Below are 25,357 nucleotides of genomic sequence, written 5' to 3' on the forward strand. Positions count from 1 at the left end.
CCGCTACCCGGGAGCCAGCACCTGCAGCATGCCCTCGACGGCGCGTGGCCAGGTGAATTCCTCGGCCCGCGCTCTCGCCGACGTGCGACGCGCGGCCTCGGGGGTTTCGAGCAGGTCCGTCACGGCGCCCGCGAACGCTCCGGCGTGGTCGGCCACCGCGGCACCGCAGCCGGGCCGCACGATCTCCCGCAACGCCGACGAGCGCGACACCACCACCGGCGTGCCGGAGGCCAGTGCCTCCAACGCCGCGAGACCGAACGTCTCGTGCGGGCCCGGCGCCAGTGACACGTCCGCGCTCGCCAGCAGACGTGCCACGGTGGCCCGGTCGGACACGTAGCCGAGGAACCGCACCGGAAGGCCGCGGGCCCTGCGTTCGAGCGCGCGCCGGCGCGGACCGTCCCCGGCGACGACGAGCCGCACGTTGGCCCCCGCCTCGGTGAGTTCGGCGACGGTGTCCACGCTGCGCTCGACGTGCTTCTCCGGCGACAGGCGTCCACAGTGGACGACCAGCGCGTCCGCGTCGCCCGCCAGTTCCCTGCGCCACGAACCGTCGCGCAGGTCCGGCCGGAACGTGCGCAGATCGACGCCGAGGGGCACGCGCTGCACGTTGGGCGCACCGATGCGGTCGAACTCGCCGCGGGCAAAGGCCGTGGTGCAGACGACCTTGTCGTAGGTGCCCGCCATGCGCCGGTTGGCGACGTCGGCCACGCGTTCGGCCATCGGGCGCGGCAGGAGGAACTGGCGCAGCAAGCGGTCGAGTCGTTCGTGGGAGATCACCACGCTCGGCACTCCCCGCTCGCGTGCCCACGCGCCCATGCCACGCAGGGTGAGGCGGTCGGACACCTCGAGCCGGTCGGGCGCGAGCCGCTCCAGCAACGCCCGCACGCGGAACGGGTCGACGGCGCGGTATCCGCCGGTGCCCGGGATGCGCGGCGCGGGCAGTGCCACCCGGCGCACGCCGCCGGCAAGCACGGTGTCCTCGTGGCGCGGACCCGGGACGACGAGCGTCACCCGGTGCCCGCCCGCGACGTATCCGGCTCCGAGATGGTGCAGTGCGGTGCGCAGCCCTCCGGACCGCGGCCCGTAGAAGTTGGCCAGCTGAACGATGTGCAGCGACTCCGTTCCCACCGGGCCCATCGCTCACGCCGCCTTGATGATCCGGCCCCGGACGGCGTCGTAGTGCCCGACGAGCTGCCTGCACACCGCGGGCCAGGTCCTGCCCAGTACGGCCCTGCGCGCGGCACGGCCCATGTCCGCCCTGGTGTCGGCGGGGCGGAGCAGCTCGACCGCCTCGGGCAGCGCGGTGGCGAAGTCCTCCCGGTCCGGAGGCAGGAGCAGTCCGGTGACGCCGTGGTCGACCAGGTCGCGGGGTCCGCCCGCGGCGGGCGCGATCACGGGCAGGCCCGAGGCCATCGCCTCCTGCACCGCCTGGCAGAACGTCTCGTGCGGGCCGGTGTGGACGAACAGGTCGAGGCTCGCGTAGGCCGTGGCGAGATCGTCGCCGTACTGCGCACCGAGGAACGCCGCCTGTGGCAGCGCGGCGCGCAGCGGTTCCAGCTCGGGACCGTCGCCGACCACGACGACCCGCACCCCGGGCGCGTCGGCCAGTGCGGCGAGCCTGCCGACCTCCTTCTCGGGCGCCAGCCTGCCCACGAATCCGACGAGCAGTTCACCGCCCGGGGCCAGTTCGGCGCGCAGCGCGGGGTCGGCGTGGCCGGGGTCGAACCGTTCCACGTCCACTCCCCTGCCCCACCGGTGCACGCGCGGTACCCCGTGCAGTCGCAGCTGGTGGGCCGAGTCCGACGAGGGCGCCAGCGTCCGGTCGGCCCGTGAGTGCAGTCGGCGCACCCACCGCCACGCGGCTCGCGCCCCGAGTCCGAGGCCGTACGCCTCGGCGAATCCGGCGATGTCGGTCTGGTAGACGGCCACGGTCGGCACCCCGAGGCGGCGCGCGGCCGCGAGTCCCCTGGCTCCGACGACGAACGGTGAGGCGAGGTGCACCACGTCCGGGCCGAACCCGGCGAGCGCGGTGAGCACGGTCCGGGTGGGCACACCGACCGGCAGGGTGTTCACCACGGGCAGGTCCACGGACGGCACCCGCACGACGGGTGCGCCGCGGTACTCCTCGGGACCGGCGCCGGGCGCGACCACCAGCACGTCGTCCCCGCGGGCCGTCAGATGCTCGACGACCCGCAGCACGGAGTTGGTCACGCCGTTCACCTGCGGCAGGAAGCTCTCGGTGACGATGGCAACGCGCACGTCTCAGAGCGTGCGGCCCGCCGGCGGCGACGGTGCCACGCTCACGTAACGCCGCGCCGAACGGCCGCGGAACACTCCACCGCCCACGGTGAGCACGGCCACCCGGTCGAGTCGTCGTCGGATCGCGAGCGAGGCGTCATCTCCGCTTCGCATGCCGGACACCCGCGATCGCCACTGTGGAGAGGCATGACCCTCTCGTCCCGCATGCTGCGCCCGGTCGACCCCGGGCTGGTCTCCCAGGCGCTCGAGGTGGCAGGCCGCCTCGCGGGCGACGCCACCGACGTGATCACCGCGACCGCTGGGCGGGGCGCGCGCCCGACCACGAAGGAATCGCCGTTCGACTGGGTCACCGACACCGACCGCACCCTCGAACGGCACACCCGCCGCGTGCTGGCTGCCGAGTTCCCCGGCATCCCGGTCGTGGGTGAGGAGTACGGCGACGACAGCGGTGCCGAACACGCCGAGTACCGGTGGGTGGTCGACCCCGTGGACGGCACGGCCAACTACGTCGCAGGCATCCCGTGGTGCTCCTACAGCCTGGCGCTCGTCGACGCCGACGGGCCGGTGGTCAGCGTGGTCGCCGACCCGTACCGGGGGCAGGTCTACAGCGCGGGACGCGGGCGTGGGGCCCGCGCCAACGGGGCGCTCGTGCGGGTGCCGGAGTGCGCGGGGACGGCGGGCGCGATCGTGTGCACCGAACTCACCGGCGGCGATGCCTGGCCCGGGATGGCGCGGTTCGTCGAACGAGCCGCCCGCGCCCACTCGGGCACGCGCATCCTCGGCTCGTCCGCGCTGGCGGTCACCCAGGTCGCGCTGGGGCACGCCGTGGCCGCGGTGCTCGACGGGTACCGGGAGTGGGACGTGGCCGGCGCGCTGGGGATCGCCACGGAGGCCGGCGCGGTCATCCTCGACCGGCGCGGCCGGCAGGCCACCCTGCCGCTCGACGGCATGCTCGTGGCCGCACCCACGGTCGCGGACGACGTCCTCGGCTGGTGGACCGGCGCCCAGGAGGAGTAACGCCGACCTCTCGCTCGCCCTCACCGTCAAGGTGGCACGATTCCGCAATGGACGGAGCCGGGTCACCGCCGACCGCGTTGGTATACGTCGACGGTTTCAACCTCTACAGGCAGCTGCTGGAGGGCCAGCCTCAATACAAATGGCTGGATCTCACCGCGCTGGCTGATCAGGTCTTGCCCGACTATCGCGTGATCGGGGTCCGCTACTTCACCGCAAAAATCAAACAGCTCCCTGGCAAAGACGCGAGCGCCCCGCAGCGCCAGCAGGCGTACCTGCGTGCGCTCGCCATCTTGGAGCGCGTTGAGGTGTTCCTCGGAAAGTTCCGGGTGGACGCCCGGATCATGCCCAAGCACCCCATCGAAGTGGATTCTCACGGGAAGCCGGTCCGCGTCAAGGTGAAGAAGACAGAGGAGAAGGGCTCGGACGTTGCGCTGGCCAGTCGACTTCTGGTCGACGCGATGCAACGCAAGGCTGACATCTACGTCGTGTGCACCAACGACTCGGATCTCGTCATGCCGCTTCACCTCGTCCAGGCTGAGCTCGGCGGCGACATCGGATTGCTATCGCCTGTGCAATGCAAGCGAGCAAGTAACGAACTGAAGCAGACCAACCCCCGCTGGCACCGGCAGATCACACATGCGGATCTGCAGCGTAGCCAACTCCCCGACGTTCTGACCGACAAGTACGGGACCGTCCACCGGCCACAGAAATGGGCCACAAATTCCGAAGGCCCCGCCGAAGCGGGGCCTTCTAACCAGCGGCCGAAGCCCACTGGGGGTGTGCCCTCAGGGTAGCGCACAGTGCCGCCCCTGTCAGGTTCGACTGATGGACCGGCGTCCAGGAGGAGTAGGCGCCCTCAGGCGGCGGTGCGGTGTCGGCGGCGGCGGGGCACGATGCGGCCGCCTGCCTTCCTGCGCAGGAACCACAGCAGCGGGCCGGCGACGAGCCACGTGAACAGTGCGGTGGTGCTCGTCGGCAACAGGGTCAGCACCCACGTGCGCCCGGCGATCTTCACCAGGTCCGGCTCCGTGGTGTCGTACTCGACGCGCACCAGCTGTCCCTGGCTGAGACCGTCCGGGTACAGCACGCCCAGGTCCGGGTTGTGCGACTCGCCGTCCGGGGTGTCGTAGCGGATCAGTGTCCGGTCCCAGGTCACCTGTTCGACCTGGGCGACGGCCGTGCCACGGTTCTTGGCGATCTCCCGGTCGTTGACCCACGCGCCGCCCGCGAGCACGAAGCATTCGAGGGTGATCAGCGCCGCCAGGCCCAGCACGATCCACGCGCCGATCCGCCAACGCCGCTCCGTGCGCCCGGCCTGATCGGCCGTGCCGGCGGCACCCGCCTGGCCGGCGTCCGAGTTCGACGCAGGGTCGGTCGTCGCGTCGGTCGCCGTGTCGCTGTCCGGCGGCGACTCGGGTGCCGGCTGGGACGAGGAGGTCACACCGCAATCCTAGGTGCAGCCACCGAACCGCCGTCCCCTCGTGTCCTCGACACCCGTCAAGCGGCGGACGACGGCAACCCGAGATCGACGGTGGCGTCGTCGACCGACACGACGATGCGCATCCCTCCACCCAAGGCGGCGACGTACGCCCGCACCGTGGCGACGGTGAGCTGGTCGAGCTGCCCTCGCTCCAGGGCGCTGACCCGCGGCTGTGTCACGTCCATGCGCTCGGCGACCTCGGTCTGGGTCAGGCCCGCGTGTTCCCGAAGCTGCGCCAGGTTGTACCCGGTTTCGTAAGCATCCTGCTCGGCGCGTGCCTGCTGCACGCCCTCCTCGGTGATCTGCCCACGCGCGACGGCGTCCCGGCGCAAGGCGTCCCCCGTAATCGGTACCGCTCAATGTGTCGACCAACGGCCGGCCCAGATGAGGACCGTCCTCGGCCAGTCGATCCAGAGGACAGTACAGCCTGCTTCCGGCAATTCACGTGGAGTGACGGGCGGCGCCCCTGCTCGGCGCGCGACCGGGCGGGGTCGGGTCAGCCGGTGGTCAGCCGGTGACCGCGGTGGCCACGGCTTCGCGCAGGGTGGCGTGCAGTTCGCGGTGCCTCGTGCGGTCCGCCCTGACCTCCACCACACGCAGTCCCGGAGCGGGAGCCAGCGCCTCGCGGAACTCCTCGAGCGTGTCCGCCCGGCGGTACGGCACGCGGTAACCGGCACACAGTGCTGCGAGGTCGGCGCCGTGCGGGGTGCCGAAGATCCGCTCGAATCCCTCGCTGTGTTCGGGCGATCCCTGTTCGAGCAACGAGAAGATGCCTCCGCCGTCGTCGTTGACCACGACGATCGTCAGATCGGGCCGGTCCTCCGCGGGCCCGATCAACAGCCCGTTGATGTCGTGCAGGAACGTCAGATCGCCCAGCAGCGCGTACGACGGTCCCCTGTGGACGCTCGCCGCGCCGACGGCCGTCGACACGGTGCCGTCGATGCCTGCCACCCCGCGGTTGCGGTGCACCAGCACGTCGGGGCGCCTGCCGCCGACGAGCGCCACGTCGCGCGCCGGGTTGGACGAGCCGACCACCAGCAGCGCGTCCCGTGGCAGCTCCCGCACCAACTCCTCGGCGACCCGCAGTCCGCTCGGCCACGGCTCCCGAGCGAGCGTCTCGTGCACCGCGGCCGCGGCGGCGGCGTCGGCGCGCTGCCACCGCGCCAGCCACTCGGGGTCCGCCGGCTTCGTGGGCGCGTCGAACCACTGCCCCACCTGCCGCACGTTGTGGGCCGGCGCGGGCCAGTCCGCGTCGGGCCGCACGAGCAGCACCTCGACGGCCGGGTCCGACAACAGGCGTTGCACCTGGCGGAACACGGTCGGCCTGCCGATACACAGCACCTGCTCCGGCTTGTTCTCGGCGAGGAACTCCTCGATCCCCAGCAGCCACGCACCACCCGAGATGGCCGTGTCCCCGCCGAGTCCGAGCCCTCCGGTCTCCGACAGCACGGGCCAGCCGTGTTCCGAGGCCCATTCACCGGCGGCGTGCACACCCGCGTCGCAGGCGATGACCAGTCCCTGCCGCGCCGAGGGCACCACGAACGACGGCAGCGCCCCGTACTCGGGCAGTTCCGTCCACCTGGCCCCGCGGGCTCGGCCGTCGAGCGACTCGTACCAGTCGGCCTCGCCGTCGGGCACGAGCGGCTCGCGGAACGGCACGTTGAGGTGCACCGGTCCGCACCGCCACTCGCCATAGGCGGCGTTCCAGGCTCGGCAGATCTGGCTCCGCCAGTACGCGTTCTGCCCGGCGCGGCGTTCGGCGACGGCGAGCTCGTCGAAGTAGCGCACCGCACCGCCGTAGAGGTGCTGCTGGTCGATGACCTGGTTGGCGCCCGCAGCCCGCAGCTCGGGCGGCCGGTCGGCGGTGAGCACGATCAACGGCACCCCAGCCCGGTCGGCCTCCAGGACGGCGGGGTGGAAGTTCGCGGCGGCTGTACCCGAGGTGCAGACCAGTGCCACGGGCCGCCCGGTGCGCGCGCCGATGCCCAGAGCGAGAAAGCCCGCGCCACGCTCGTCGATCCGGACGTGCAGCGTGAGCTTGCCCGCGGCCTCGGCGTCCCGGAGCGCCAGCGACAACGGTGCGTTGCGCGAACCGGGGCACAGGACGACGTGCGAGACGGTGTTGCGGACCAGCTCGTCGACGATGACCCTCGCCTGCGCGGTGGAAGGGTTCACGTGCGAGCCCCCTCGATGCATCGGGTGGAACGGCCTATTGTCCCAGGCGTGCATGACACCCAGGTATCGGAACTGTTCGACCCGGACGCGTGGACACCCGTCGAGGGGTTCGAGTTCACCGACATCACCTACCACCGTTCCACCCAGAGCCGTTCCGGCAAACGCGTCGTCCGAGTGGCGTTCGACCGCCCCGACGTGCGCAACGCGTTCCGCCCGCACACCGTCGACGAGTTGTACCGCGCACTCGACCACGCCAGGACGAGTTCCGACATCGGCTGCGTGCTGATCACCGGCAACGGCCCGTCGCCGAAGGACGGCGGCTGGGCGTTCTGCTCCGGCGGTGACCAGCGTATTCGCGGCCGGTCCGGCTATCAGTACGCGAGCGGCGAGACGTCCGACACGGTGGATCGGGCCCGAGCGGGCAGGCTGCACATTCTCGAGGTCCAGCGGCTGATCAGGTTCATGCCGAAGGTCGTCATGGCCGTCGTTCCGGGGTGGGCCGCGGGTGGCGGGCATTCGCTGCACGTGGTGTGCGACCTCACACTCGCCTCGCTCGAACACGGCAGGTTCAAGCAGACCGACGCCGACGTCGGATCGTTCGACGGCGGGTTCGGCTCGGCGTACCTGGCCCGCCAGGTCGGGCAGAAACGGGCGCGCGAGATCTTCTTTCTCGGCCGCGAGTACTCGGCGACCGAGGCCTTCGAGATGGGTGCCATCAACAGGGCGGTCCCGCACGAACAGCTGGAGTCCACGGCGCTGGAATGGGCGTTCGACGTGCTGGGCAAGTCACCGACGGCGCAGCGGATGCTCAAGTACGCGTTCAACCTGATCGACGACGGCCTCGTCGGCCAGCAGCTGTTCGCAGGCGAGACGACCCGCCTGGCGTACATGCAGGACGAGGCGGTCGAGGGCCGCGACGCCTTCCTCGAGAAACGCGACCCGGACTGGACCAACCACCCGTACTACTACTGACCCGGCGGATTCACGCTCCCAAGGGCCCCATAGTCGCGTTGAACGCAACTATGGGGCCCTTGGGTGCATCCCCGCGGAGGAGCTTGGATGAGCCCGGACAACGCTCCCGCCCGCTGCCCGAGACGCCGGACGAGCGGGACGAACAGCAGCGCAAACAGGGCCTCTGGACCGACAAGGACGCGCACGGCGGTGTCATGGTCGGCACCTATGTCGACGACCTGCGCCACGGCGAGTGGAAGCACTACGCCGACGACGGCCGGCTGCGCGCCGAGGGCCAGTACGCCGACGGCGAGCTGTCCGGGCAGTGGACCTGGTACCGAGCCGACGAACAGCTGATGCAACGCGGCAGTTTCCTCCACGGGGAGAAACACGGAACCTGGGAACGGTGGAACGCCCAAGGCCGGGCCATCGACCGCGGCGACTTCGAACACGGCAAGAAGGTCGGCGCCTGGGAGCAGTACAACCCCGACGGCACCGTGAAGAAGACCACGCGGCACCGATCCCCTCAGTCCCGAGACAGCTGACCTCCCCGGTACGCCACCCAGGTGCACCGCCGGTGCCGACGGGGCGACCTACGCTGGTGCGGTGCAGGTCGTGTTCACGGACGGTTCCCCTGGCTCGGTCGCCGAGCTCGACACCGCGTTGCGCAGCGCGCTCGCCGGCGGCGACACGCTGTTGCCCCTCGATCCCCGCAACCCGAAGAGCGCCGAGCTGCGCGAGGCCATGGCGCCCGGCGAGCCGGTCGAACCCGACACCGCGGTGATCATCCCGACGTCCGGGTCGACCGGGGAGGCCAAGGGCGTGCTGCTGTCGGCGTCGGCCCTCGTGGCCTCGGCCCACGCCACCCACGCGCGGCTCGGCGGACCGGGCCGCTGGCTACTGGCCACGCCCGCCAACTACGTCGGCGGGCTCCAGGTGCTCACGCGGGCGCACCTGGCCGGCACCGACCCGGTGGTGCTCGACATCTCCGCCGGATTCCGCCCCGAGGCGTTCGCGGAGGCCACCCGCGAACTGCTGCGAGAGCCGGGCCCGCACTACACGGCGCTCGTGCCCACCCAGCTGGCTCGCCTGCTCGACGCGGGCGGCAGCGCGGCCCACAGCGCCGCCGCCTACGACGCGATCGTCCTCGGCGGAGCCCGACTCGACGACGACCTCGCAGCCCGCGCCAGGGCTGCCGGGGTGCGCGCGGTGTCGTCGTACGGCATGAGCGAGACCGCCAGCGGATGCGTCTACGACGGCGTGCCCCTCGACGGGGTGCGGGTGCGCCTCGGCGAGGGCGACCGGATCGAACTCGCCGGCGAGGCGCTCACCCACGGCTACCGGCTGCGCCCCGACCTGACCGCACAGGTCCTGTCGGCGGACGGCTGGTTCCGCACCGGCGACGTGGGCCGCATCCACGACGACGGCACCCTCACCGTGCTCGGCCGCGTCGACGACATGATCAACACCGGCGGTGTGAAGGTGCCCGCCGGAGGTGTCGAAAGCGTGCTGACGAGCCACGACGCGGTACGCGCGGCGTGCGTCGTCGGCCTTCCGGACGCCGAATGGGGACAGCGGATCGCCGCAGCCGTGGTCGCCGACCCCGAGCTCGCGCAGGTCCCGTTCGACGAACTGCGGGCACTGGTGAAACAGCGCCTCGGCAGGGCGGCGGTGCCGAAGCTGCTGCGCGGGGTCCCCGAGCTGCCGCTCATCGGGCCCGGAAAGGTGGACCGCGCCGCGGTGCGCGCCCTGCTCACGACGTGACGTTCGCCCGCCCGAGCCCCTCCTGCCGATCACGACCGACCGGGCACGCGAAACAATGCGGGCATGGCGACAGTCGCAGAGTGGATCGAAGGCGCACGTCCCCGCACGTTGCCCAACGCGCTCGCACCGGTGATCGCGGGCTCGGGCGTGGCCGCGCAGCTCGACGCGTTCTCGTGGTGGCGGATGCTGCTGGCGCTGCTCGTGGCGCTGTCGCTGATCATCGGCGTGAACTTCGCCAACGACTACTCCGACGGGGTGCGCGGCACCGACGCCGACCGGGTCGGCCCGCTACGGCTCGTGGGCTCGGGTGCCGCCCAGCCCATCCAGGTGCTGACGGCGGCCGTGAGCTGCCTCGGGGTCGCGGCGGTCAGCGGACTGGTGCTGGTGGTGGCGACGGGACACTGGCGACTGCTGCTGCTCGGCGGCATGTGCCTGGCCGCCGCGTGGTTCTACACCGGTGGCCGCAAACCGTACGGCTACAGCGGGTTCGGCGAGGTCGCCGTGTTCGTCTTCTTCGGACTGGCCGCCGTGCTGGGAACGGTCTACGTGCAGGCCGGAGCGGTCACGTGGGAGGCGGTCGCCTGCGCCGTCGCGATCGGCGGACTGTCCTCGGGCGTGCTCGTCGCCAACAACCTGCGCGACATCCCCACCGACGCCGAGTCGGGCAAACGCACGCTCGCCGTCCTGCTGGGCGACCGGCGCACCCGGCTGCTGTACGTCGCGCTGGTCGTGGTCACCGCCCTGTTGACGGTGGCCCTCGGCCTGGCGCACCCGCTCGCGTTCATCGCGCTGGCGGCGTTGCTGCTGCTGGTCAAGCCGGTGCACACGATGGTCAGCGGCCGCACGGGACTCGAACTCGTCCCGGTGCTGCGCGACACCGGACTGGCGATGCTCGCGTGGTCGCTGCTGACCGCCGCCGCCCTCACCCTCGCCTGAACGCGAATGCTCCCAAGGGCCCCATAGTCGCGTTGAACGCAACTATGGGGCCCTTGGGAGCTTTGAACCGGGGGTTACGGGAAGCGGCCCGTGTCGAGGAAGGTGTCGAGGGCCTTGCGGTGCGGGGCGAGGTCGAAGCCCTGCTCGGCGATCCACTCGTCGGAGTAGTACGTGTTCGAGTAGCGTTCGCCGCCGTCGCACAGCAGCGTGACGACGCTGCCCTGCTCGCCCTCGGCGAGCATGCGTGCGATGATCGTGAACGCGCCGTAGAGGTTGGTGCCCGTCGAACCGCCCGCCCAGTGGCCGGTGTGCTCGCGCAGGAACCGGATCGCCGCCAGCGAACCCGCATCGGGCACCCGGATCATCTCGTCGATGATCTCGGGCACGAACGACGGCTCCACCCGCGGACGTCCGATCCCCTCGATCCGCGACGGCATACCCGTCCCGTAGTCGCGCGCGCCCGTCTCCCACGCCCCGTAGAACGCCGAGTTCTCCGGGTCGACCACGGCGATGCGGGTGTCGTAGCGCCGGTACCGCGCGTACCGGCCGAACGTGGCGCTCGTACCACCCGTGCCCGCCCCGACGACGATCCACGCGGGCACCGGATGCCGTTCCATCTCGAGCTGGGCGAACACCGACTCGGCGATGTTGTTGTTGCCCCGCCAGTCGGTGGCGCGCTCGGCGTAGGTGAACTGGTCGAGGTAGTGCCCGCCGCATTCGGAGGCGAGCCGTTCGGCCTCGCTGTACATGGCCACCGGCACGTCCACGAAGTGGCACCGGCCGCCGTAGAACTCGATGAGGTCGATCTTCTCCTGGCTCGTCGTGCGCGGCACCACCGTCACGAAGTCGAGTCCGAGCATCCGCGCGAAGTACGCCTCCGACACCGCGGTGGAGCCGCTGGATGCCTCGATGAGCGTCGTCTCCGGCCCGATCTGGCCGTTCACCAGCCCGTACAGTACGAGCGAACGCGCGAGCCGATGCTTGAGGGAACCGGTGGGGTGGACCGACTCATCCTTCAGGTACAGATCGATGCCCCACTCGGGAGGCAGCGGGAAGACGTGCAGGTGCGTGTCGGCCGAGCGGTTGGCATCGGCCTCGATGATGCGAACGGCTTCGCGGACCCAGTCGCGGCGCGTGCGACCCTCCGGCCCCGGCGACACCGTCACTCGGCCGCCTTGCCCGTGTCTTTACCCGACTCCGCGGCGTCCGGCTCCGGGGCGCCCGGTTCCTCGGCGCCCGGCTCCGCGGCGTCCCCAGAGTCCCCAGAGTCCCCAGAGTCCTCGGTGCCCTGCGGTTCCTCGGCGTCCTCGGGTCCGCGCTCGCCACGCAGCTCGGCGCGCAACTGAGCCCGCTTGCGTGCGCGGTTCTCGTTGCGAGCCGCCAGCGCCGCCGTGACCCGCGCGTTGAGGCCCTTGAACAGCAACATGCCCAACGGCAGTCCGACGACGAGCGCAACGATGAGCGCCACCAGCAGCGGCACGCCGACGAGCACCAACAGCGCGGCGAGCACGGCGACGAGCGCGAACCGCGCGAGCAGGTACAGCGTCAGGTCACGGGCGAGGTGCTGCTGCGTGGCCGGTGCGGAGGCGTTCACGCTCTACGAGGTTACGTCGTCGTCGAGCAGCTGATTGTTCGGCCTGCCCTCGAAGCGGGTCGACAGCACCACCGTGGTGCGGGTGCGTCCGACCCCGTCGATCCGCCGCAGCCTGCCGAGGGTGTGCTCGAGTTCGTCCACGGTCTCGACCCGCACCTTCACCACGAACGCCTCGTCCCCCGCGACCGCGTAGCAGCTCTCCACCTCGGGCAGCACGCTCAGTTCGTCCGCGATCTCGTCGTTGGAGGCGGTGTCGGTGGGCTGGATACCCACCAGCGCGGTCACGCCCAGTCCGACGGCCCGCGGGTCGACCGTCGCGTGGTAGCCCGTGATGACACCGGCCGCCTCGAGCTTGCCGACCCGCTCGTGCACCGACGACGGCGACAACCCGACGGTCCTGCCGACCTCGGCATAGGTGGCCCTGCCGTTGTCCCTGAGGGCGGCGATGATCTTCCGGTCCACATGGTCCACCCGGCCACGTTAAAGGCCTTCCCATGTCCCCCGCCGGGCCGGGTTCCGGTCCGGAACGCGCCCACCAGGGCAAATGTCCGAACCGATCCGTTTGTCCATTACCTCCTCTTTACTCGCCAACAACCGTTCGAGTACCCGACGGGCGGAGTGCCACGATTGATGGCGGTCCAGAACCTGGACCGAAGATCAACGGTGGTTCAAAGGAGGCGGATAGTGACCGCGACCACAGGAGGACGGCTGCTCACCCCGGGTGAGGTCGCCGCATTGTTCCGCGTGGACCCGAAGACGGTGACCCGCTGGGCCACGGCAGGCCGCATCGGATCGATCCGTACCCCGGGCGGACATCGCCGATTCCGGGAGGCCGAGGTCAACGAGCTCCTCGCCGAGCTCACCACCGACCCCAACGGTCCCCAGCAGCCCTGAGGTCGTCCCCGAGGCGCATTACCCGTCGGAGCACTCCCTCGAGGCGCTAGGCTGGAGTCAGTCAGCCCACGGGAAGGAGCGAGCATGCTGTATTTGCTCGCGGCGATCGGCGCCATCACCATTGCCGTTGTTCTGTGGCGGTTGCTCGGTGCCGAACGGGTCGGTGCGAGTACCCGGCAGAGCCCGGTCGCCCCTGACGACGACCCGGAATTCCTGCGCAAACTCGGGGAACAGAAGCCGAAGACGAACGACGAGGACGACAAGTAGTCTCGTCGCAAGCGCCGAAGGCCGACCGCAGCCGGTGATCCACCGGCCCGCGGTCGGCCTTCTGTTTGTGCGCCTGCGCCGCATCGCCGCCGGCTGCGGCGCACGGGCAGGTCTTTACCTGACGAGCCGGTCGGCGGCGAATCCGTCGGCGACCGTGGCCGCGAGTTCGAGCAGCGCGGTGCGGGTGTTCTTGCCCAGACGATCCAGGTCGATCTCCGCGCCCTCCTCGAGGTGCGGGTCGAACGGGATCCGCACCACGCCACGCGTACGCGCCGAGAAGTGCGCGGTCAGCTTGTCGAGGTCGACCGAGCCCGACTTGGGACGCACCGAGTTGATCACCGTGATCGACCGCTGCACCAGTTCGCCGTAGCCGTGGGCGTCGAGCCAGTCGAGCGTCGCCGACGCGCTCCGCGCCCCGTCGACCGATCCGGACGAGACGATCACCAGCGAGTCCGCGAGGTCCAGAACACCCTTCATCGCCGAGTGCATCAGACCGGTGCCGCAGTCGGTGAGCACGATGTTGTAGAAGTGCTCGAGCAGGTCGACGGCCCTGCGGTAGTCGTTCTCCGAGAACGCCTCCGACACGGCCGGATCCTGTTCGCTGGCCAGGATCTCCAGCCTGCTGCCGCCCTGCGAGGTGTAGGCACGCACGTCGCTGTAGCGCGTGATCCGGTCGGCATCGCGCAGCAGGTGCCGCACGGTGGCGGTGGTCTCGATCGGGATCTTCTGCGACAGCGTGCCGCGGTCCGGGTTCGCGTCGACGGCGATCACCCGGTCGCCGCGCAGCGACGCGAACGTCGAACCCAGCGTCGTCGTGGTCGTCGTCTTGCCGACGCCGCCCTTCAAGCTGAGGATGCCGATCTTGTAGCACCCGCGTAGCGGCTGCTGGACCCGCGCGGTGAGGTCCCGCTGCGCACGGTCCGCGGGACCCTCCCCCGGGTTGACCAGCTTGCCCGTGCCGAGATAGAGGGCCTTGCGCCAGCCCGACTTCGGCGGCCGCTTCGTCTGCTTGACGAGGCTCGTGCCGGTCAGGTCCGCATCACCCGCCGCCTGCGCGGAGCGCTGCGGCTGCGGCAGCGGCGGCAACGGCTGCCCCTGAGCCGCCTGCCCCTGAGCCGCCTGCCCCTGAGCCGCCTGCCCCTGAGGTGCCTGCCCCTGAGGTGCCTGCCCCTGCGGAACCTGCCCGTGCTGGGCCTGGTCGTACTGGGGCGGATACTGCGCGGCCGGCTGCACACCGTGCTGGCCCTCGAAGTACGACTGCGCATACGAGGACCGGGGCTGTTCGTACTGGGGCTGCTCGTACTGGGGCTGGGCCGCCTCGTGCTGGGCGAACTGGGAGTACTGCGCGTACTGCTGATACGGCGCGTTGCCCTGCGCGTGCTGGCCCTGTCCCGGCTGACCCGGGGCCTGCTGCCCCTGACCGTGCGCCGCCTGCGCGGGATCGGCCGCAGCGGCCTGTTCCGGCGTGAGCGGCGGCAGATTCGGGTCGTAGGGCTGCTGGGCCGGGTAGTGCACCGCGGGCTGCGTCTGCTCCGATTCCGGGACTCCCGCGCCCTGCTGGGCCGGGTTCTGCGGCGGGCTCACGCGCTGCGTCGCCTCGGGGTTCTCGGACAGGCCCGGCGAGTCCGCGGCCTCGGGCGGCCGGGTGGAATCGGTCAGTTCCTCGCCGAGATGGTGGGCGCCATGAGGGTTCTGCGGTTCCTGCCCTGTGGGGTCGTGTCCTGCGGTCACCGCTTCGTTCCTCCGCTGCTGTCGGTGCTGGGAGCGACGCTACCCGCCCGTCACCGGTCGCGTCAGCCAACTCCCGCGTACGAGTGCAGGCCCGTGGTCACCAGGTTCACGAAGAACAGGTTGAACACCGTGGCCGCGAAACCAACGACGTTGATGATCGCCGCGCGGTTCCCCCGCCACCCCGCGGTGGCACGGGAATGCAGGTACGCGGCGTAGATGATCCACGCGATGAAGGCGACCGTCTCCTTGGGATCCCAACCCCAGAACCGGCCCCACGCGGCCTCGGCCCAGACCGCACCGCACAGTACGCCGAAGGTGAAGACCGGGAACGCGAACACCGTGGTGCGGTACGCAATGCGGTCGAGGACCTCCTTCGCGGGCAGCTTCGCCGCGAAGGACGCGAAGGAGTCCGGATTGCTCTCGTTCCGCGCCTTGACCAGATAGAGGATGCTCGCCACCCCGGGCACGAGGAACACACCGGACGAGGCCGCGGCGGCCGCGACGTGGATGATCAGCCAGTACGACTGGAGCGCGGGCTGCAGCGGCGCAGCCTCCGAGTACAGCCAGGTGCCGCCGACGAACATCAGGATCACGTTCGGCAGGAGCACGAACATCGACAGGTGCCGCACCGGGTGTTTGCGCAGGAGCACCAGCCAGGCCGCGACGGCGACGAGGCACGTGATCATCACGTACTCGTACATGTTGCCCCACGGCACGCGGTCGGTCGCGAGGCCGCGCAGCACCAGCGCGGCGCCGTGCAACAGCAGGCCCAGCACCGTGAGCGCGACGCCCATCCGCCCGAACCGCTCGGCCCTGGTCCGCTCCGCGCCCGTGTTGCGGGTTCCGGAGCCCGTGTTGTCGCTTTCGGGGCCCGTGTCGTCGTTTCCGGGAGACACGTCGTCCGCACCCGCGCCGGCCGTGACGAGCTGGCGGGTGCGGGTGCGTTCGGCGACCTTCCTGCCGTGGCGCCCGAAGGACTGCTCCACGAGGAAGAACACCATCGCCAGGATGTAGATGACGACGGATGTGGTGTACGACCAGTCGCTGTACTGTGACAACGTCTCGTTGACCGGCATCGGATGCCCTTCTACTTCCGGCCGAGGAGGTCCGCCGCGATCCGGGTGAACTCCTCGCCGTACCCGGCTTGGTCGGTGCGGGCGAGCCCGCCCACTTCTACTACGGTACGTCGTTCCCCGTCGGGCGCAGCGCGCACCCACAGTCTGCGCCGCTTGATGAACAGCGACGCGCCGAGGCCGACGAACATCACAACGGCGAAGCCGAGGACCCAGTTCTGCGTCGGGTCGTGCGACACCTGCAACGACACGAACCGCTCGACGCCGTCGAAGCTCACCTTCGTGCCGTCGTCGAGCGTCACCGACTGGCCGACCTCGAGGTTCTCGCGCGCGACCCGGTCGAGCCTGCCGCTGTCCACCATCGACTGGTCGATCTCGAAGATCGACTGCCCGCGCCCGGAGTCGACACCGAGGTCACCGCGCATGATGTCGACGGCCACCGTCGGGTTGTTCAGCTCCGGCCCCGCCGACGAGAGCACGCTGCCGTGCATGGCGGGGGTCGGGGCGAACAGCCCCGTCACCGCGAGCTGGTTCTCCCTGCGCTCCACCGGGTCGGTGATGCCCGGCTCCTCGAACTTCGTCGCGCCCTGGGACAGGTAGGTGGTCTGGTCGACGGGCCGCCACTGGATGGTGTGCGTACGGCTCTGCCCGTCGGGGAACGTGACCGTGAACGTCGGCGCGAACCCGTGCCCCAGCAGGTACAACCGGTCGCCCGCGGTGCGCAGCGGGCTGTTGACCGCGAGGTCGTAGGGCTGCCAGTCGCCGGTGGTCAGGGCGTCACCGGACTGGTAGTCGATGCCCGCCTCGTAGGCGATCGGCTGGCCGTTCTTGAACTCGGCGTGGAAGTCGTTGACGCGCACGCAGAACGGGTTCAACTCGGTGCCGTCCACGCGCAGGCCGGGGTTGAACGAGTCGAAGTTGTAGATGCCGGAGTTGCAGAACTCCGAGCCGTCGGCCAGCACGATCACCTGGCCCTCGTAGGAGTACAGCGCGCCGCCCGCGAACGCGATGATCACGCCGAGCATGCCGAAGTGGAACGCGAGGTTGCCGGTCTCGCGCAGGAACCCGCGTTCGGCGCTGATGCTGCGGGCGCCGCCGGGCTCCTCGCGCTCGACGATCCGCCAGCCGCGCAGCCGTTTGCGCGTGGTGGCCATGACGGTCTCGACGTCATCGGCCGTGTGGCCGTGTTCGTGGTGCGGCAGGCGGGCGAGGTTGCGCGGGGTCAGCACCGGCTTGGCGCGCATGCTGCGCACGTAGTCCGACGTGCGCGGCACGAGGCAGCCGATGATCGACACCATCAGCAGCAGGTAGATCGCCGAGAACCAGACGCTGGAGTAGACGTCGAAGAACTGCAGCCGGTCGAGCAGCGTCCCCCACCAGCCGTGTTCGCCGAGGTACTCGTTGACCTTCTGCTCGTTGAGCGAACGCTGGGGCAACAGCGCGCCTGGCAGCGCGGCGAGGGCGAGCAGGAACAGCAGAATCAGCGCCGTGCGCATCGACGTGAGCCCGCGCCAGGTGTTGCGCACGAACGCCCACGCCTTGCGCAGCGGCGTCTGACGGTAGGTGGTGCCCGCGTCGCCGTTCGGGTCGGTCGAGGTCTGGGTCGGAGGGGTCACAGGGGCAACCTCGTGTCGGTGATGAAGGCGTCCCTGAGCCACGACGTCAGCTCCGCCCACAGACCGGACACGAGCATGACGCCGACCACGAGCAGCAACGCGCCGCCGAAGATCTGCACCCGCCTTCCGTTGCGGCGCAGCCACGCCGTGGCGGACACGGCCCACTTCGTACCGGCCGCGATGAGCAGGAACGGCAGACCGAGTCCGATGCAGTAGACGAGCACGAGCACGAACCCGCGGGCGCCCGTGCTGCCGCTGGCCGCCGAGATGGCGAGGACCCCGGACAGCGTCGGGCCGATGCACGGCGTCCAGCCGAGTCCGAACACCGCGCCGAGCACGGGCGCTCCCCACAGGCCCGCCCGCGGGACGTGGTGCGAACGCACCTCCCGCTGCAGGCCGGGCACGAGCCCGAGGAACACCAACGCCATGAAGATCGTGATCACGCCGCCGACGCGTTGCAGCGTCTCGGTGTTGACGAGGATCGCGTCGGCCAGCCACACGAGGCTGCCGACCCCCGCCGTGAACACGACGGTGAAGCCCAGCACGAACAGCGCGGTGGCGCCGACGACGGACCGTTTGCCACGCTTCGGCTTCTCCGAGGCCTCCGCGGCATCGACGGCAGGGGCGTCGGATCCGACGAGCGCGGCCAGGTAGGCGAGGTAGCCGGGGACGAGCGGCACCACGCAGGGGGAGGCGAACGAGACGGTGCCGGCGAGGAGGGCCACCGCTGCGGCCAGCAGCAGCGGTCCGGACATCGCCAGCTCGGTCGCGTTCACGACACCCAGACTAGGGAATGGGGTCGGTGTGAAGTCCCCTGGGCCCTGCCTCCACCTGCGGCGATGCGGCGCGCGTCACTCCTGCGCGCCCTGGCCGGACTCGGCAGCCAGATCCTCGACAACCGGGAGGATGTCGCCGGCCAACAGGTCCCGCAGGTAGACCGCGGCGACCCGGCCCTGCTTGTCGACGACGATCGTCGACGGCACGACGTTCCTCGGGTAGCCGGTCAGGCCGAGCAGCGACCGGCCGGACGGGTCGTAGATCGACGGGTACGTCAGCCCGCGGTTGCGCATGAAGTCCTGCGGGGCGGTCCGGTCGAAGTCGCGCACGTCGATGCCCAGCACCTCGACGCCCTCGTCCTTCTTCTGCTCGTAGACCTTCTGCAGTTCGGGCGCCTCGGTGCGACACGGTCCGCACCACTGACCCCAGATGTTGATGACGAGCACCTTGCCGCGGTAGTCGGTGCTGGAGATCTGCTCGCCCTCGTCGAACAGGTCCTCACCCGACACCTCGGGCAGCTCCTGCCGTTCGTCGCCGCTGTAGGTGATGTCAGTCTTCCCGCCGGGGGCGACGAAGTTGAACGACGTGCCGCGTTCGACGGCGTCCTGGCCGCTCGTGCACCCGGTGAGCGCCAACGCCCCGGCCAGCACGCACGCCGCGAGTCTCCTGCGGCGGTTCATGCGCCGGTCACCGTCGGGTCGGTCGTGCCTGCGGGTTCGCTGTAGACGATGTCGGTCAGCTCCTCACCGTCGAACACCAGGCTGGTCAGCGACGCGAGCGAGCACTGCCGCGACCGCGGGTCGTGCCAGAGCCGCCTGCCCTCGAGGAACCGCCGCACCGTCCAGATCGGCAGCTGGTGTGACACGCACAGCACCTCGCCGCCCTCGGCGGCCGCCCGCGCGCGGTACACCGCACCGAGCATGCGGCGGGCGATGTCGACGTACGGCTCACCCCACGACGGCCGCACCGGGTTGCGCAGCTTCGGCCAGTGCTCCGGCTTCCGCAGCGCCCCGTCGCCGACGCTCACCCGCTGCCCTTCGAAGGCGTTGTCGGCCTCGATCAGCCGCTCGTCGGTGGCGATGTCGAGCCGGTGCGCCCCCGCGATGGGTTCGGCCGTCTCCTGGGCGCGCTGCAGCGGCGAGGCGACGACCCGCACGAGGTTGTGCGGGCGCAACGCCTGCGCGACGAGCACGGCCTGCTCACGGCCACGGTCCGACAGCCCGTACCCGGGCAGCCTGCCGTAGAGGATGCCCTCGGGGTTGTGCACCTCGCCGTGCCGCAGCAGGTGCACGATCGTGCGGCTCATGCCCGCTCCGGCGGGGTCGCGGCCGCCGCGGCACGGGCGGCCGCGGGCGCGGCCGCCTCGATGAGCTCGAATGCCGCGTCGTCCATGGCCGCATTGACGAACCACGCCTCGAACGCGCTCGGCGGGCCGTAGACGCCCGCGTCGAGGAAGGCGTGGAACAGCGGGGCGTAGCGCCACGTCTCGGTCGCGGATACCTCGTCGAAATTGGTCGGAGCGGTCTCGCCGAAGAAGACGGTCACGAGGTTGCCCGCCATCGACACGGTGTGCGCCACGCCCGCGGCGGTCAGCGCGTCACCGAGGATCGAGGCGATCCGCCCGGCGTTGGTGTCGAGCACGCGGTAGACGTCGGCGTCGGCGTGCCGCAGCGTCGTCAGGCCCGCGGCGACGGCGACGGGGTTCCCGGCCAGCGTGCCCGCCTGGTAGACGGGGCCGAGCGGGGCGAGTTTGGCCATCACGTCGGCGCGCCCGCCGAACGCGGCCGCAGGCAGCCCGCCGGACATCACCTTGCCGAAGGTGTAGAGGTCGCCCGCGACGCCGTCGATGCCGTACCAGCCCGCCGACGACACGCGGAAGCCCGTGAGCACCTCGTCGATGATCAGCAGCGAGCCCGCCTCGTGGGCGATGTCGCGCAGCGCGGCGTTGAACCCCTCGGCCGGCTGCACGGCACCCATGTTGCACGGGGCGCCCTCGGTGATGACCGCGGCGATGTCGCCGGGGTTCTCGGCGAAGGCGGCCCGCACGGCGTCGAGGTCGTTGTAGGGCACGACGATGGTGTCGGCGGCCTGCGCACCGGTGACACCCGGCGACGTCGGCAGGCCGAGCGTGGCGACACCCGAGCCTGCCTGCGCCAGCAGCGCGTCGACGTGGCCGTGGTAGCAACCCGCGAACTTGACGATCTTGGCGCGGCCGGTGAACGCGCGAGCGAGGCGAATCGCCGTCATCGTCGCCTCGGTGCCCGAGTTGACGAGCCGCACCTGCTCGACGGGCTCGACGCGGCGGATGATCTCCTCGGCCAGCTCGACCTCACCGGTGGTCGGCGTACCGAACGACAGGCCGTGCGAGGCGGCCTCCCTCGTCGCCTCGACCACCGCGGGGTGGGCGTGTCCGAGGATCATCGGCCCCCACGAGGAGACCAGGTCGACGTAGCGGTTGTCGTCGGCGTCCCACAGGTAGGGACCGCTGGCCTTGACCATGAACCGTGGGTCACCGCCGACGGACGCGAACGCGCGCACCGGGGAGTTCACGCCACCGGGCGTCGCCGCGGCAGCGCGCCGGAACCAGGACTGGGACTTCTCGACCGTGCTCTTGCTGCCTGTCACGCCTGCCAGTCTCGCAAAACGCCGTCAGCCTGCGGTGCCTGCCTCCTGACCGGAGTGACCGCCGGCATTCCGGCGGGCCGCCGTGCCGTGGTCGGTGCCGTGGTTCGTGTCGTGGTCGCCATCGGTGTCGACGTCGGGGTCCGGGTCGGGGTTCGCGCGCTTCTTCGGCTTCCTGCCCTTGGCGGCGATGCCCAGCATCAACTGCCGGATCGCATCGATGACCAGCACGAGCGCCACGGCACCGAGCGCGACGGCGAGGGCGATGCCGCTGCCCTCGTAGACCCGCGAGGTCAGGTCGGCACCGTCAGAGGCCTGCACGGTCACCTCGCGGATCGACGAGTTCCACACCGGGAACGCGACCACCACCGCGACGGCGGCCAGCACCAGTTCGACGAGCGCGACGACGACGCGCCAGGGCTGGTGCAGTCTGCCCCGAGCGCGGCGGGGCCCGTCCGCGCTGCGCTGCGCGGAACGTGGCCCTTCGGCCGCGGATCCGGTCGCGGCGGGCTCGATGGCGGTGTCCGTACGGGCGTGCTCAGTCACGGCGTGAGTTTCGCACGGCACCGCGCAGCGCCGCCGTGAACGTCTCCGTGTCCTGCGACCAGGCGAGCACGTGGGTGCCGTCGGCCAGCTTCAGTTCCACGCCGTCGTAGCGCCTCGGCACGGTCGGACCGCCGCCGAGCACCCTGGTCCCGGGCCGCGGTTCGCGGGTCAGCACCGAGGCGATGTCGGCGACGGGAACGCGTTCGGTGCCCTGCACCAGCTGGGTGTCGGTGACCCGGACACGCAGGAACCGCCGGCGGGCGAGCACCCAGATGCCGTTGAGCCACAACAGCCCGACACCGGTGATGATCCACATGAGCCAGTGCGGCCGGTCGCCCATGACCACCTCGGCGACGGCGCCCGCGGCGGCCAGTGCGGGGCCGAGCACCAGCCGCCAGTACGACGCGCCCGCCTCGGCGTAGTGGACGGTCTCGGATGTCCCGGTGCCCGCGGGCTGACCGGCGCCGTCGCTCTTGCTGCCGGTGTCGTTGTTGTCGTCGCTCACGGCCGTTTGAGCACCCTCGGGAAGTAGGGGTCGACGCTCGGCAGGTACATCAGCGCCGCGCCGACGAGCGCGAGCAGCACCGCGCCGATCACCAGGTATCCCCCGCCGAGCAGGGAGAACAGGGCGACCAGGACGACGAGCACGGTGACGACGGTGCGCGCCGAACGCGTGCCCTGCCTGGCCTTCCAGGCGAACAGCACCATGAGCGCGCCGACGGCCACCGCGCCGACGATCAGCGACCACAGCATCGACTCCACGCCGGAGGCGATCTGGTCGTTGGAGATGTTCTCGTCGGTGTTGCGCTGGATGAGCGTGTCGGTGAGCGCGTCCTTGTTCAGCAGTTGCAGCACGAAGGCCACCACCAGGACCGCGGCCGCGGCGACGACGAGCCAGAAGGCGGCGTTCACCGGTTTCGGCGGTTCGGGCCGGTCGGGCTCCGGTTCGCCAGGCCGCAGCGGCTCGGGAGGCAGCCCCCGGGCGCGCCGCTGGTCGTCGCTTTCGTCGGCTTCGCTCATGCCCCAGAAGACTAGGCGCCGCGTAGCGGCTCGTTGGGGGGTGGTGGCCGGGAGACGGGCGGGCTAGGCGGCGCGCAGCGACTCGGAAGCGGGTGGTGGCCGGCGACGCATCCGCAGCGCCACCGAGGTGGGTCAGTCCAGCCAGCCGGCGGCCTCGGCAGCCCAGTACGTCAGGACCAAGTCGGCCCCGGCGCGCCGGATGGACGTGAGCACCTCGAGGATCGTGCGTTCCCGGTCGACCCAGCCGTTGGCCGCGGCACCCTCGATCATCGCGTACTCACCGGAGATGTTGTACGCCGCGACCGGCACCGACGAGATCTCCGACGCCGCCCTGATCACGTCCAAGTAGGACAGTGCGGGCTTGACCATGATCGCGTCGGCGCCCTCGGCGAGGTCCAGTTCGATCTCGTGGAGCGCCTCGCGCGGATTGGCCGGGTCCTGCTGGTAGGTGTTGCGATCGCCCTGCAGCTGCGAGTCGACGGCTTCGCGGAACGGTCCGTAGAACGCGCTCGCGTACTTGGCCGAGTACGCCAGGATCGCCGTGTCGGTGAACCCGGCGTCGTCCAACGCGCGGCGGATGACGCCCACCTGGCCGTCCATCATTCCGCTCGGCCCCAGCCAGTGCGCACCCGCGCGGGCCTGCGCGAGCGCCATCTCGGCGTACCGCTGCAGCGTCGCGTCGTTGTCGACCCCGCCGTCGGCGTCCAGCACGCCACAGTGGCCGTGGTCGGTGAACTCGTCCAGGCACGTGTCGGCCATGAGCACGGTGTCGTCGCCGAGCTCGGCGCGCAGGTCGCGCAGCGCGACGTTGAGGATGCCGTCGTCGGCGGTCGCCGCCGATCCGGTGGCGTCCCGCGTCGCGGGGATGCCGAACAGCATGAGCCCGCCGACCCCCGCGGCGACGGCCTCGGTCGCCGCCTTCCGCAACGAGTCACGGGTGTGCTGCACGACTCCCGGCATGCTCTCGATGGGCCGCGGTTCGGACAGTCCCTCCGCGACGAACATGGGCAGGATCAGCTGACGGGGACGCACCGTGGTCTCGCTGACGAGCCGGCGCACGGCCGGAGTGGTGCGCAACCTCCGGGGACGATGCTCAGGGAACACGCCGCCAGGCTACTCGCCCGGCCTACGATGCGGGCCGACGGAAGGACCGACCATGCCAAGCCCCACACGTTCGCTCGACGTCCTGACCCTCACCCGTGACCTCGTCGCCGTGAACACCATCGATGCCGGCGAGAACGCGGCGCTCGACGTCGTCGCACCCCTGCTGTCCGAAGCCGGGTTCACCGTCGAGGTCGCCGAGCACGAACCGGGACGCGGAACGCTCGTCGCCGAGTGGAACACCGGCCACGACACACCTCCGCTGTGCCTGTCCGGCCACGTCGACACGGTGCCGCTGGGCGAGGCCGACTGGTCCCACGACCCGTTCCACGCCGACCCCGACGGCGACCGCCTCTACGGCCGCGGCACCACGGACATGAAGGGCGGCGTGGCGGCGATCGTGTGCGCGGCGATCGGTGTCGCCACGGCCGCTCACGCGCCGCGGGCCGGACTGCGCCTCGTGCTCACCGCCGCCGAGGAGACGGGCTCGCACGGCGCGCGCGGAGCCCTCGACGTGCTGGACGGCCGCCCCTCAGGACCGCTGCTGATCGCCGAGCCCACCGACAACGCCGTGTTCCACGGACACAAGGGCGCGTTGTGGCTGGCTGCCAGGGCCACGGGCGTCACCGCGCACGGCTCGATGCCGCACCTGGGTGAGAACGCCGTCTACAAGCTCGCCCGCGCGGTGCGCGCGTTCGAGGAGTTCACGTTCAGCGCGCAGGAACACCCGGCGATGGGTGGGCCGACGCTGAACGTCGGCACCATCCGAGGCGGGCTGAACACCAACTCGGTTCCCGACTCGGCCGTGGCTACGGTCGACATCCGCACCGTGCCCGGCCAGGACCACGCGACGCTCACCGAGATGCTCCGGGCACGGGTGGGCGACGACGCGGCACTCGAGGCGCTCATCGACCTGCCCGCCGTGTGGACCGACCCGGCCGACGAGTGGGCCGCCTCCGTCGCCGCGATCGCCACCGACGTCACGGGCGGGCCGCAGGGTGGCGGGGTGCAGGACGGCGGGGTGCAGGGTGGCGCTCCGCGGGCGGCGACGTACTTCACCGACGCGTCGGTGCTCACGCCGGCGCTGGGCGGCGTGCCGACGGTCGTCTGCGGTCCGGGCAGGCCCGAGCTGGCCCACGTCACCGACGAGTGGGTGTCGATCGCCAGGCTCCGCGAGTCGGAGGAGATCATCCGCCGGGTCGCGGCGGCGTGGTGCGGCGTGTGACGTCCAGGTGACTCGCTCGCGCCGGGTCGTCCCGGCGGAGAACCGTACGAGCGAAGGGCGCGCAAGTCCCCTCGAACGACAACACGGGCCCCTGAGTGCGCAACACGAGTTCCCGAACCCGCAACACGGCGCCCCGGAGCTGCAACACGGGGCCCTGAATGCGCAACACGAGCTCCCGAGTCCGCAACACGCGGACGCCCCGCCGCACCCGGGCGGTTTCCAGGGGTCCTCGCAACACCTGATGGCTAGTTGGTCGTCAGTAGATCACGCAGACGCTCGGCTGGGGTATCCCAGTCGAGCGTCTTGCGT

General features: G+C 71.1%; 29 protein-coding genes. 9 read left to right on the forward strand and 20 right to left on the reverse strand.

The annotated features are described in order from the left end of the window. Positions 1 to 3 precede the first annotated feature (3 nt). From IF64_RS0120710 to IF64_RS27285, 3 genes are read right to left on the reverse strand one after another with little or no spacing between them, the layout of a single operon-like run. Positions 4 to 1,113 (reverse strand): glycosyltransferase, encoded by a 1,110-nt coding sequence (locus IF64_RS0120710; RefSeq protein ID WP_030533817.1) that lies wholly within the window; start codon positions 1,111 to 1,113, stop codon positions 4 to 6. Between the two features lie 27 nt (positions 1,114 to 1,140). Further along, positions 1,141 to 2,259, reverse strand: coding sequence for a glycosyltransferase family 4 protein (locus tag IF64_RS0120715; protein ID WP_211252622.1), 1,119 nt, complete (start codon positions 2,257 to 2,259; stop codon positions 1,141 to 1,143). A gap of 3 nt (positions 2,260 to 2,262) precedes the next feature. After that, on the reverse strand, positions 2,263 to 2,412 hold the full coding sequence (locus IF64_RS27285) for a hypothetical protein (RefSeq protein ID WP_157575530.1): 150 nt from the start codon (positions 2,410 to 2,412) through the stop codon (positions 2,263 to 2,265). A gap of 33 nt (positions 2,413 to 2,445) precedes the next feature. On the opposite strand from IF64_RS27285, the gene IF64_RS0120725 reads away from it, so the two are divergent. Together IF64_RS0120725 and IF64_RS0120730 are read left to right on the forward strand one after the other, a co-directional pair. Then, positions 2,446 to 3,276: an inositol monophosphatase family protein gene (locus IF64_RS0120725; RefSeq protein ID WP_030533819.1), complete on the forward strand. Its 831-nt coding sequence runs from the start codon at positions 2,446 to 2,448 to the stop codon at positions 3,274 to 3,276. 47 nt (positions 3,277 to 3,323) lie between these two features. Then, positions 3,324 to 4,070, forward strand: coding sequence for an NYN domain-containing protein (locus IF64_RS0120730; protein ID WP_051758035.1), 747 nt, complete (start codon positions 3,324 to 3,326; stop codon positions 4,068 to 4,070). A gap of 62 nt (positions 4,071 to 4,132) precedes the next feature. On the opposite strand, the gene IF64_RS0120735 is transcribed toward IF64_RS0120730, so the two are convergent. From IF64_RS0120735 to menD, 3 genes are all read right to left on the reverse strand, one after another. Next, positions 4,133 to 4,717, reverse strand: a complete 585-nt coding sequence (locus IF64_RS0120735) for a DUF3592 domain-containing protein (RefSeq protein WP_342779950.1) — start codon at positions 4,715 to 4,717, stop codon at positions 4,133 to 4,135. 56 nt (positions 4,718 to 4,773) lie between these two features. Continuing rightward, positions 4,774 to 5,088 (reverse strand): XRE family transcriptional regulator, encoded by a 315-nt coding sequence (locus IF64_RS25620; protein ID WP_051758036.1) that lies wholly within the window; start codon positions 5,086 to 5,088, stop codon positions 4,774 to 4,776. Positions 5,089 to 5,263: 175 nt separating this feature from the next. Continuing rightward, positions 5,264 to 6,931 carry a 2-succinyl-5-enolpyruvyl-6-hydroxy-3-cyclohexene-1-carboxylic-acid synthase gene (gene menD / locus IF64_RS0120745; RefSeq protein WP_030533823.1) on the reverse strand — a complete coding sequence of 556 codons (1,668 nt, stop codon included), beginning with the start codon at positions 6,929 to 6,931 and terminating at the stop codon, positions 5,264 to 5,266. 48 nt (positions 6,932 to 6,979) lie between these two features. Here menD and IF64_RS0120750 point away from each other — a divergent pair, with 48 nt between their 5' ends. From IF64_RS0120750 to IF64_RS0120765, 4 genes are all read left to right on the forward strand, one after another. Then, entirely contained in the window at positions 6,980 to 7,903 is a 924-nt protein-coding gene (locus IF64_RS0120750; RefSeq protein WP_030533824.1) for a 1,4-dihydroxy-2-naphthoyl-CoA synthase, read from the forward strand. Between the two features lie 83 nt (positions 7,904 to 7,986). Next, complete coding sequence (locus tag IF64_RS0120755) at positions 7,987 to 8,427, forward strand: toxin-antitoxin system YwqK family antitoxin (protein WP_211252623.1); 441 nt, start codon at positions 7,987 to 7,989, stop codon at positions 8,425 to 8,427. Positions 8,428 to 8,488: 61 nt separating this feature from the next. Further along, a complete protein-coding gene (gene menE, locus IF64_RS0120760) occupies positions 8,489 to 9,646 on the forward strand; it encodes an o-succinylbenzoate--CoA ligase (protein ID WP_030533826.1) in 1,158 nt (385 codons plus the stop codon). Positions 9,647 to 9,709: 63 nt separating this feature from the next. Beyond that, positions 9,710 to 10,582 carry a 1,4-dihydroxy-2-naphthoate polyprenyltransferase gene (locus IF64_RS0120765; RefSeq protein WP_030533827.1) on the forward strand — a complete coding sequence of 291 codons (873 nt, stop codon included), beginning with the start codon at positions 9,710 to 9,712 and terminating at the stop codon, positions 10,580 to 10,582. Between the two features lie 74 nt (positions 10,583 to 10,656). Here the strand turns inward: IF64_RS0120765 and cds1 are convergent, their stop codons facing one another. From cds1 to IF64_RS0120780, 3 genes are read right to left on the reverse strand one after another with little or no spacing between them, the layout of a single operon-like run. After that, positions 10,657 to 11,742, reverse strand: coding sequence for an L-cysteine desulfhydrase Cds1 (gene cds1 / locus IF64_RS0120770; protein WP_051758039.1), 1,086 nt, complete (start codon positions 11,740 to 11,742; stop codon positions 10,657 to 10,659). Positions 11,743 to 11,744: 2 nt separating this feature from the next. Further along, complete coding sequence (locus IF64_RS0120775) at positions 11,745 to 12,176, reverse strand: DUF4229 domain-containing protein (RefSeq protein WP_030533829.1); 432 nt, start codon at positions 12,174 to 12,176, stop codon at positions 11,745 to 11,747. A 3-nt stretch (positions 12,177 to 12,179) separates the two neighbouring features. Beyond that, on the reverse strand, positions 12,180 to 12,647 hold the full coding sequence (locus tag IF64_RS0120780) for an Lrp/AsnC family transcriptional regulator (RefSeq protein ID WP_030533830.1): 468 nt from the start codon (positions 12,645 to 12,647) through the stop codon (positions 12,180 to 12,182). A 213-nt stretch (positions 12,648 to 12,860) separates the two neighbouring features. Here IF64_RS0120780 and IF64_RS0120785 point away from each other — a divergent pair, with 213 nt between their 5' ends. Together IF64_RS0120785 and IF64_RS0120790 are read left to right on the forward strand one after the other, a co-directional pair. After that, positions 12,861 to 13,070, forward strand: coding sequence for a BldC family transcriptional regulator (locus IF64_RS0120785; protein ID WP_030533831.1), 210 nt, complete (start codon positions 12,861 to 12,863; stop codon positions 13,068 to 13,070). An 84-nt stretch (positions 13,071 to 13,154) separates the two neighbouring features. Next, a complete protein-coding gene (locus IF64_RS0120790; RefSeq protein ID WP_030533832.1) occupies positions 13,155 to 13,337 on the forward strand; it encodes a hypothetical protein in 183 nt (60 codons plus the stop codon). Positions 13,338 to 13,451: 114 nt separating this feature from the next. Here the strand turns inward: IF64_RS0120790 and IF64_RS25625 are convergent, their stop codons facing one another. From IF64_RS25625 to hemB, 11 genes are all read right to left on the reverse strand, one after another. Next, positions 13,452 to 15,068, reverse strand: a complete 1,617-nt coding sequence (locus IF64_RS25625) for a MinD/ParA family ATP-binding protein (RefSeq protein ID WP_246134826.1) — start codon at positions 15,066 to 15,068, stop codon at positions 13,452 to 13,454. 62 nt (positions 15,069 to 15,130) lie between these two features. After that, positions 15,131 to 16,144 carry a c-type cytochrome biogenesis protein CcsB gene (ccsB, locus tag IF64_RS0120800; RefSeq protein WP_030533834.1) on the reverse strand — a complete coding sequence of 338 codons (1,014 nt, stop codon included), beginning with the start codon at positions 16,142 to 16,144 and terminating at the stop codon, positions 15,131 to 15,133. An 11-nt stretch (positions 16,145 to 16,155) separates the two neighbouring features. Continuing rightward, complete coding sequence (gene resB / locus IF64_RS0120805; protein ID WP_030533835.1) at positions 16,156 to 17,757, reverse strand: cytochrome c biogenesis protein ResB; 1,602 nt, start codon at positions 17,755 to 17,757, stop codon at positions 16,156 to 16,158. Next, on the reverse strand, positions 17,754 to 18,512 hold the full coding sequence (locus IF64_RS0120810; protein ID WP_030533836.1) for a cytochrome c biogenesis CcdA family protein: 759 nt from the start codon (positions 18,510 to 18,512) through the stop codon (positions 17,754 to 17,756). Before IF64_RS0120810 ends, resB begins: the two co-directional genes overlap by 4 nt. 96 nt (positions 18,513 to 18,608) lie before the next feature. After that, the gene (locus IF64_RS0120815; RefSeq protein ID WP_030533837.1) at positions 18,609 to 19,214 is read right to left on the reverse strand and encodes a TlpA disulfide reductase family protein; all 606 of its coding nucleotides are present in this window, start codon (positions 19,212 to 19,214) and stop codon (positions 18,609 to 18,611) included. Beyond that, a complete protein-coding gene (locus IF64_RS0120820; protein ID WP_030533838.1) occupies positions 19,211 to 19,840 on the reverse strand; it encodes a histidine phosphatase family protein in 630 nt (209 codons plus the stop codon). Before IF64_RS0120820 ends, IF64_RS0120815 begins: the two co-directional genes overlap by 4 nt. Further along, the gene (gene hemL, locus IF64_RS0120825) at positions 19,837 to 21,159 is read right to left on the reverse strand and encodes a glutamate-1-semialdehyde 2,1-aminomutase (protein ID WP_030533839.1); all 1,323 of its coding nucleotides are present in this window, start codon (positions 21,157 to 21,159) and stop codon (positions 19,837 to 19,839) included. Before hemL ends, IF64_RS0120820 begins: the two co-directional genes overlap by 4 nt. A gap of 24 nt (positions 21,160 to 21,183) precedes the next feature. Continuing rightward, positions 21,184 to 21,702: a hypothetical protein gene (locus tag IF64_RS27740; RefSeq protein WP_051758037.1), complete on the reverse strand. Its 519-nt coding sequence runs from the start codon at positions 21,700 to 21,702 to the stop codon at positions 21,184 to 21,186. Further along, on the reverse strand, positions 21,695 to 22,207 hold the full coding sequence (locus IF64_RS0120835) for a hypothetical protein (protein WP_246134825.1): 513 nt from the start codon (positions 22,205 to 22,207) through the stop codon (positions 21,695 to 21,697). The genes IF64_RS27740 and IF64_RS0120835 overlap by 8 nt, the downstream gene beginning before the upstream one ends. Further along, positions 22,204 to 22,722, reverse strand: coding sequence for a hypothetical protein (locus IF64_RS0120840; protein WP_030533842.1), 519 nt, complete (start codon positions 22,720 to 22,722; stop codon positions 22,204 to 22,206). The genes IF64_RS0120835 and IF64_RS0120840 overlap by 4 nt, the downstream gene beginning before the upstream one ends. A 132-nt stretch (positions 22,723 to 22,854) precedes the next feature. Continuing rightward, positions 22,855 to 23,826: a porphobilinogen synthase gene (hemB, locus tag IF64_RS0120845; protein ID WP_030533843.1), complete on the reverse strand. Its 972-nt coding sequence runs from the start codon at positions 23,824 to 23,826 to the stop codon at positions 22,855 to 22,857. A gap of 52 nt (positions 23,827 to 23,878) precedes the next feature. Between hemB and IF64_RS0120850 the strand changes: the two genes are divergently transcribed. Further along, the gene (locus IF64_RS0120850; RefSeq protein WP_030533844.1) at positions 23,879 to 25,048 is read left to right on the forward strand and encodes a M20 family metallopeptidase; all 1,170 of its coding nucleotides are present in this window, start codon (positions 23,879 to 23,881) and stop codon (positions 25,046 to 25,048) included. Positions 25,049 to 25,357: the final 309 nt, after the last annotated feature.

The sequence above is a fragment of the Prauserella rugosa genome (genome assembly GCF_000719975.1).
Classification (GTDB): Bacteria; Actinomycetota; Actinomycetes; order Mycobacteriales; family Pseudonocardiaceae; genus Prauserella; species Prauserella rugosa.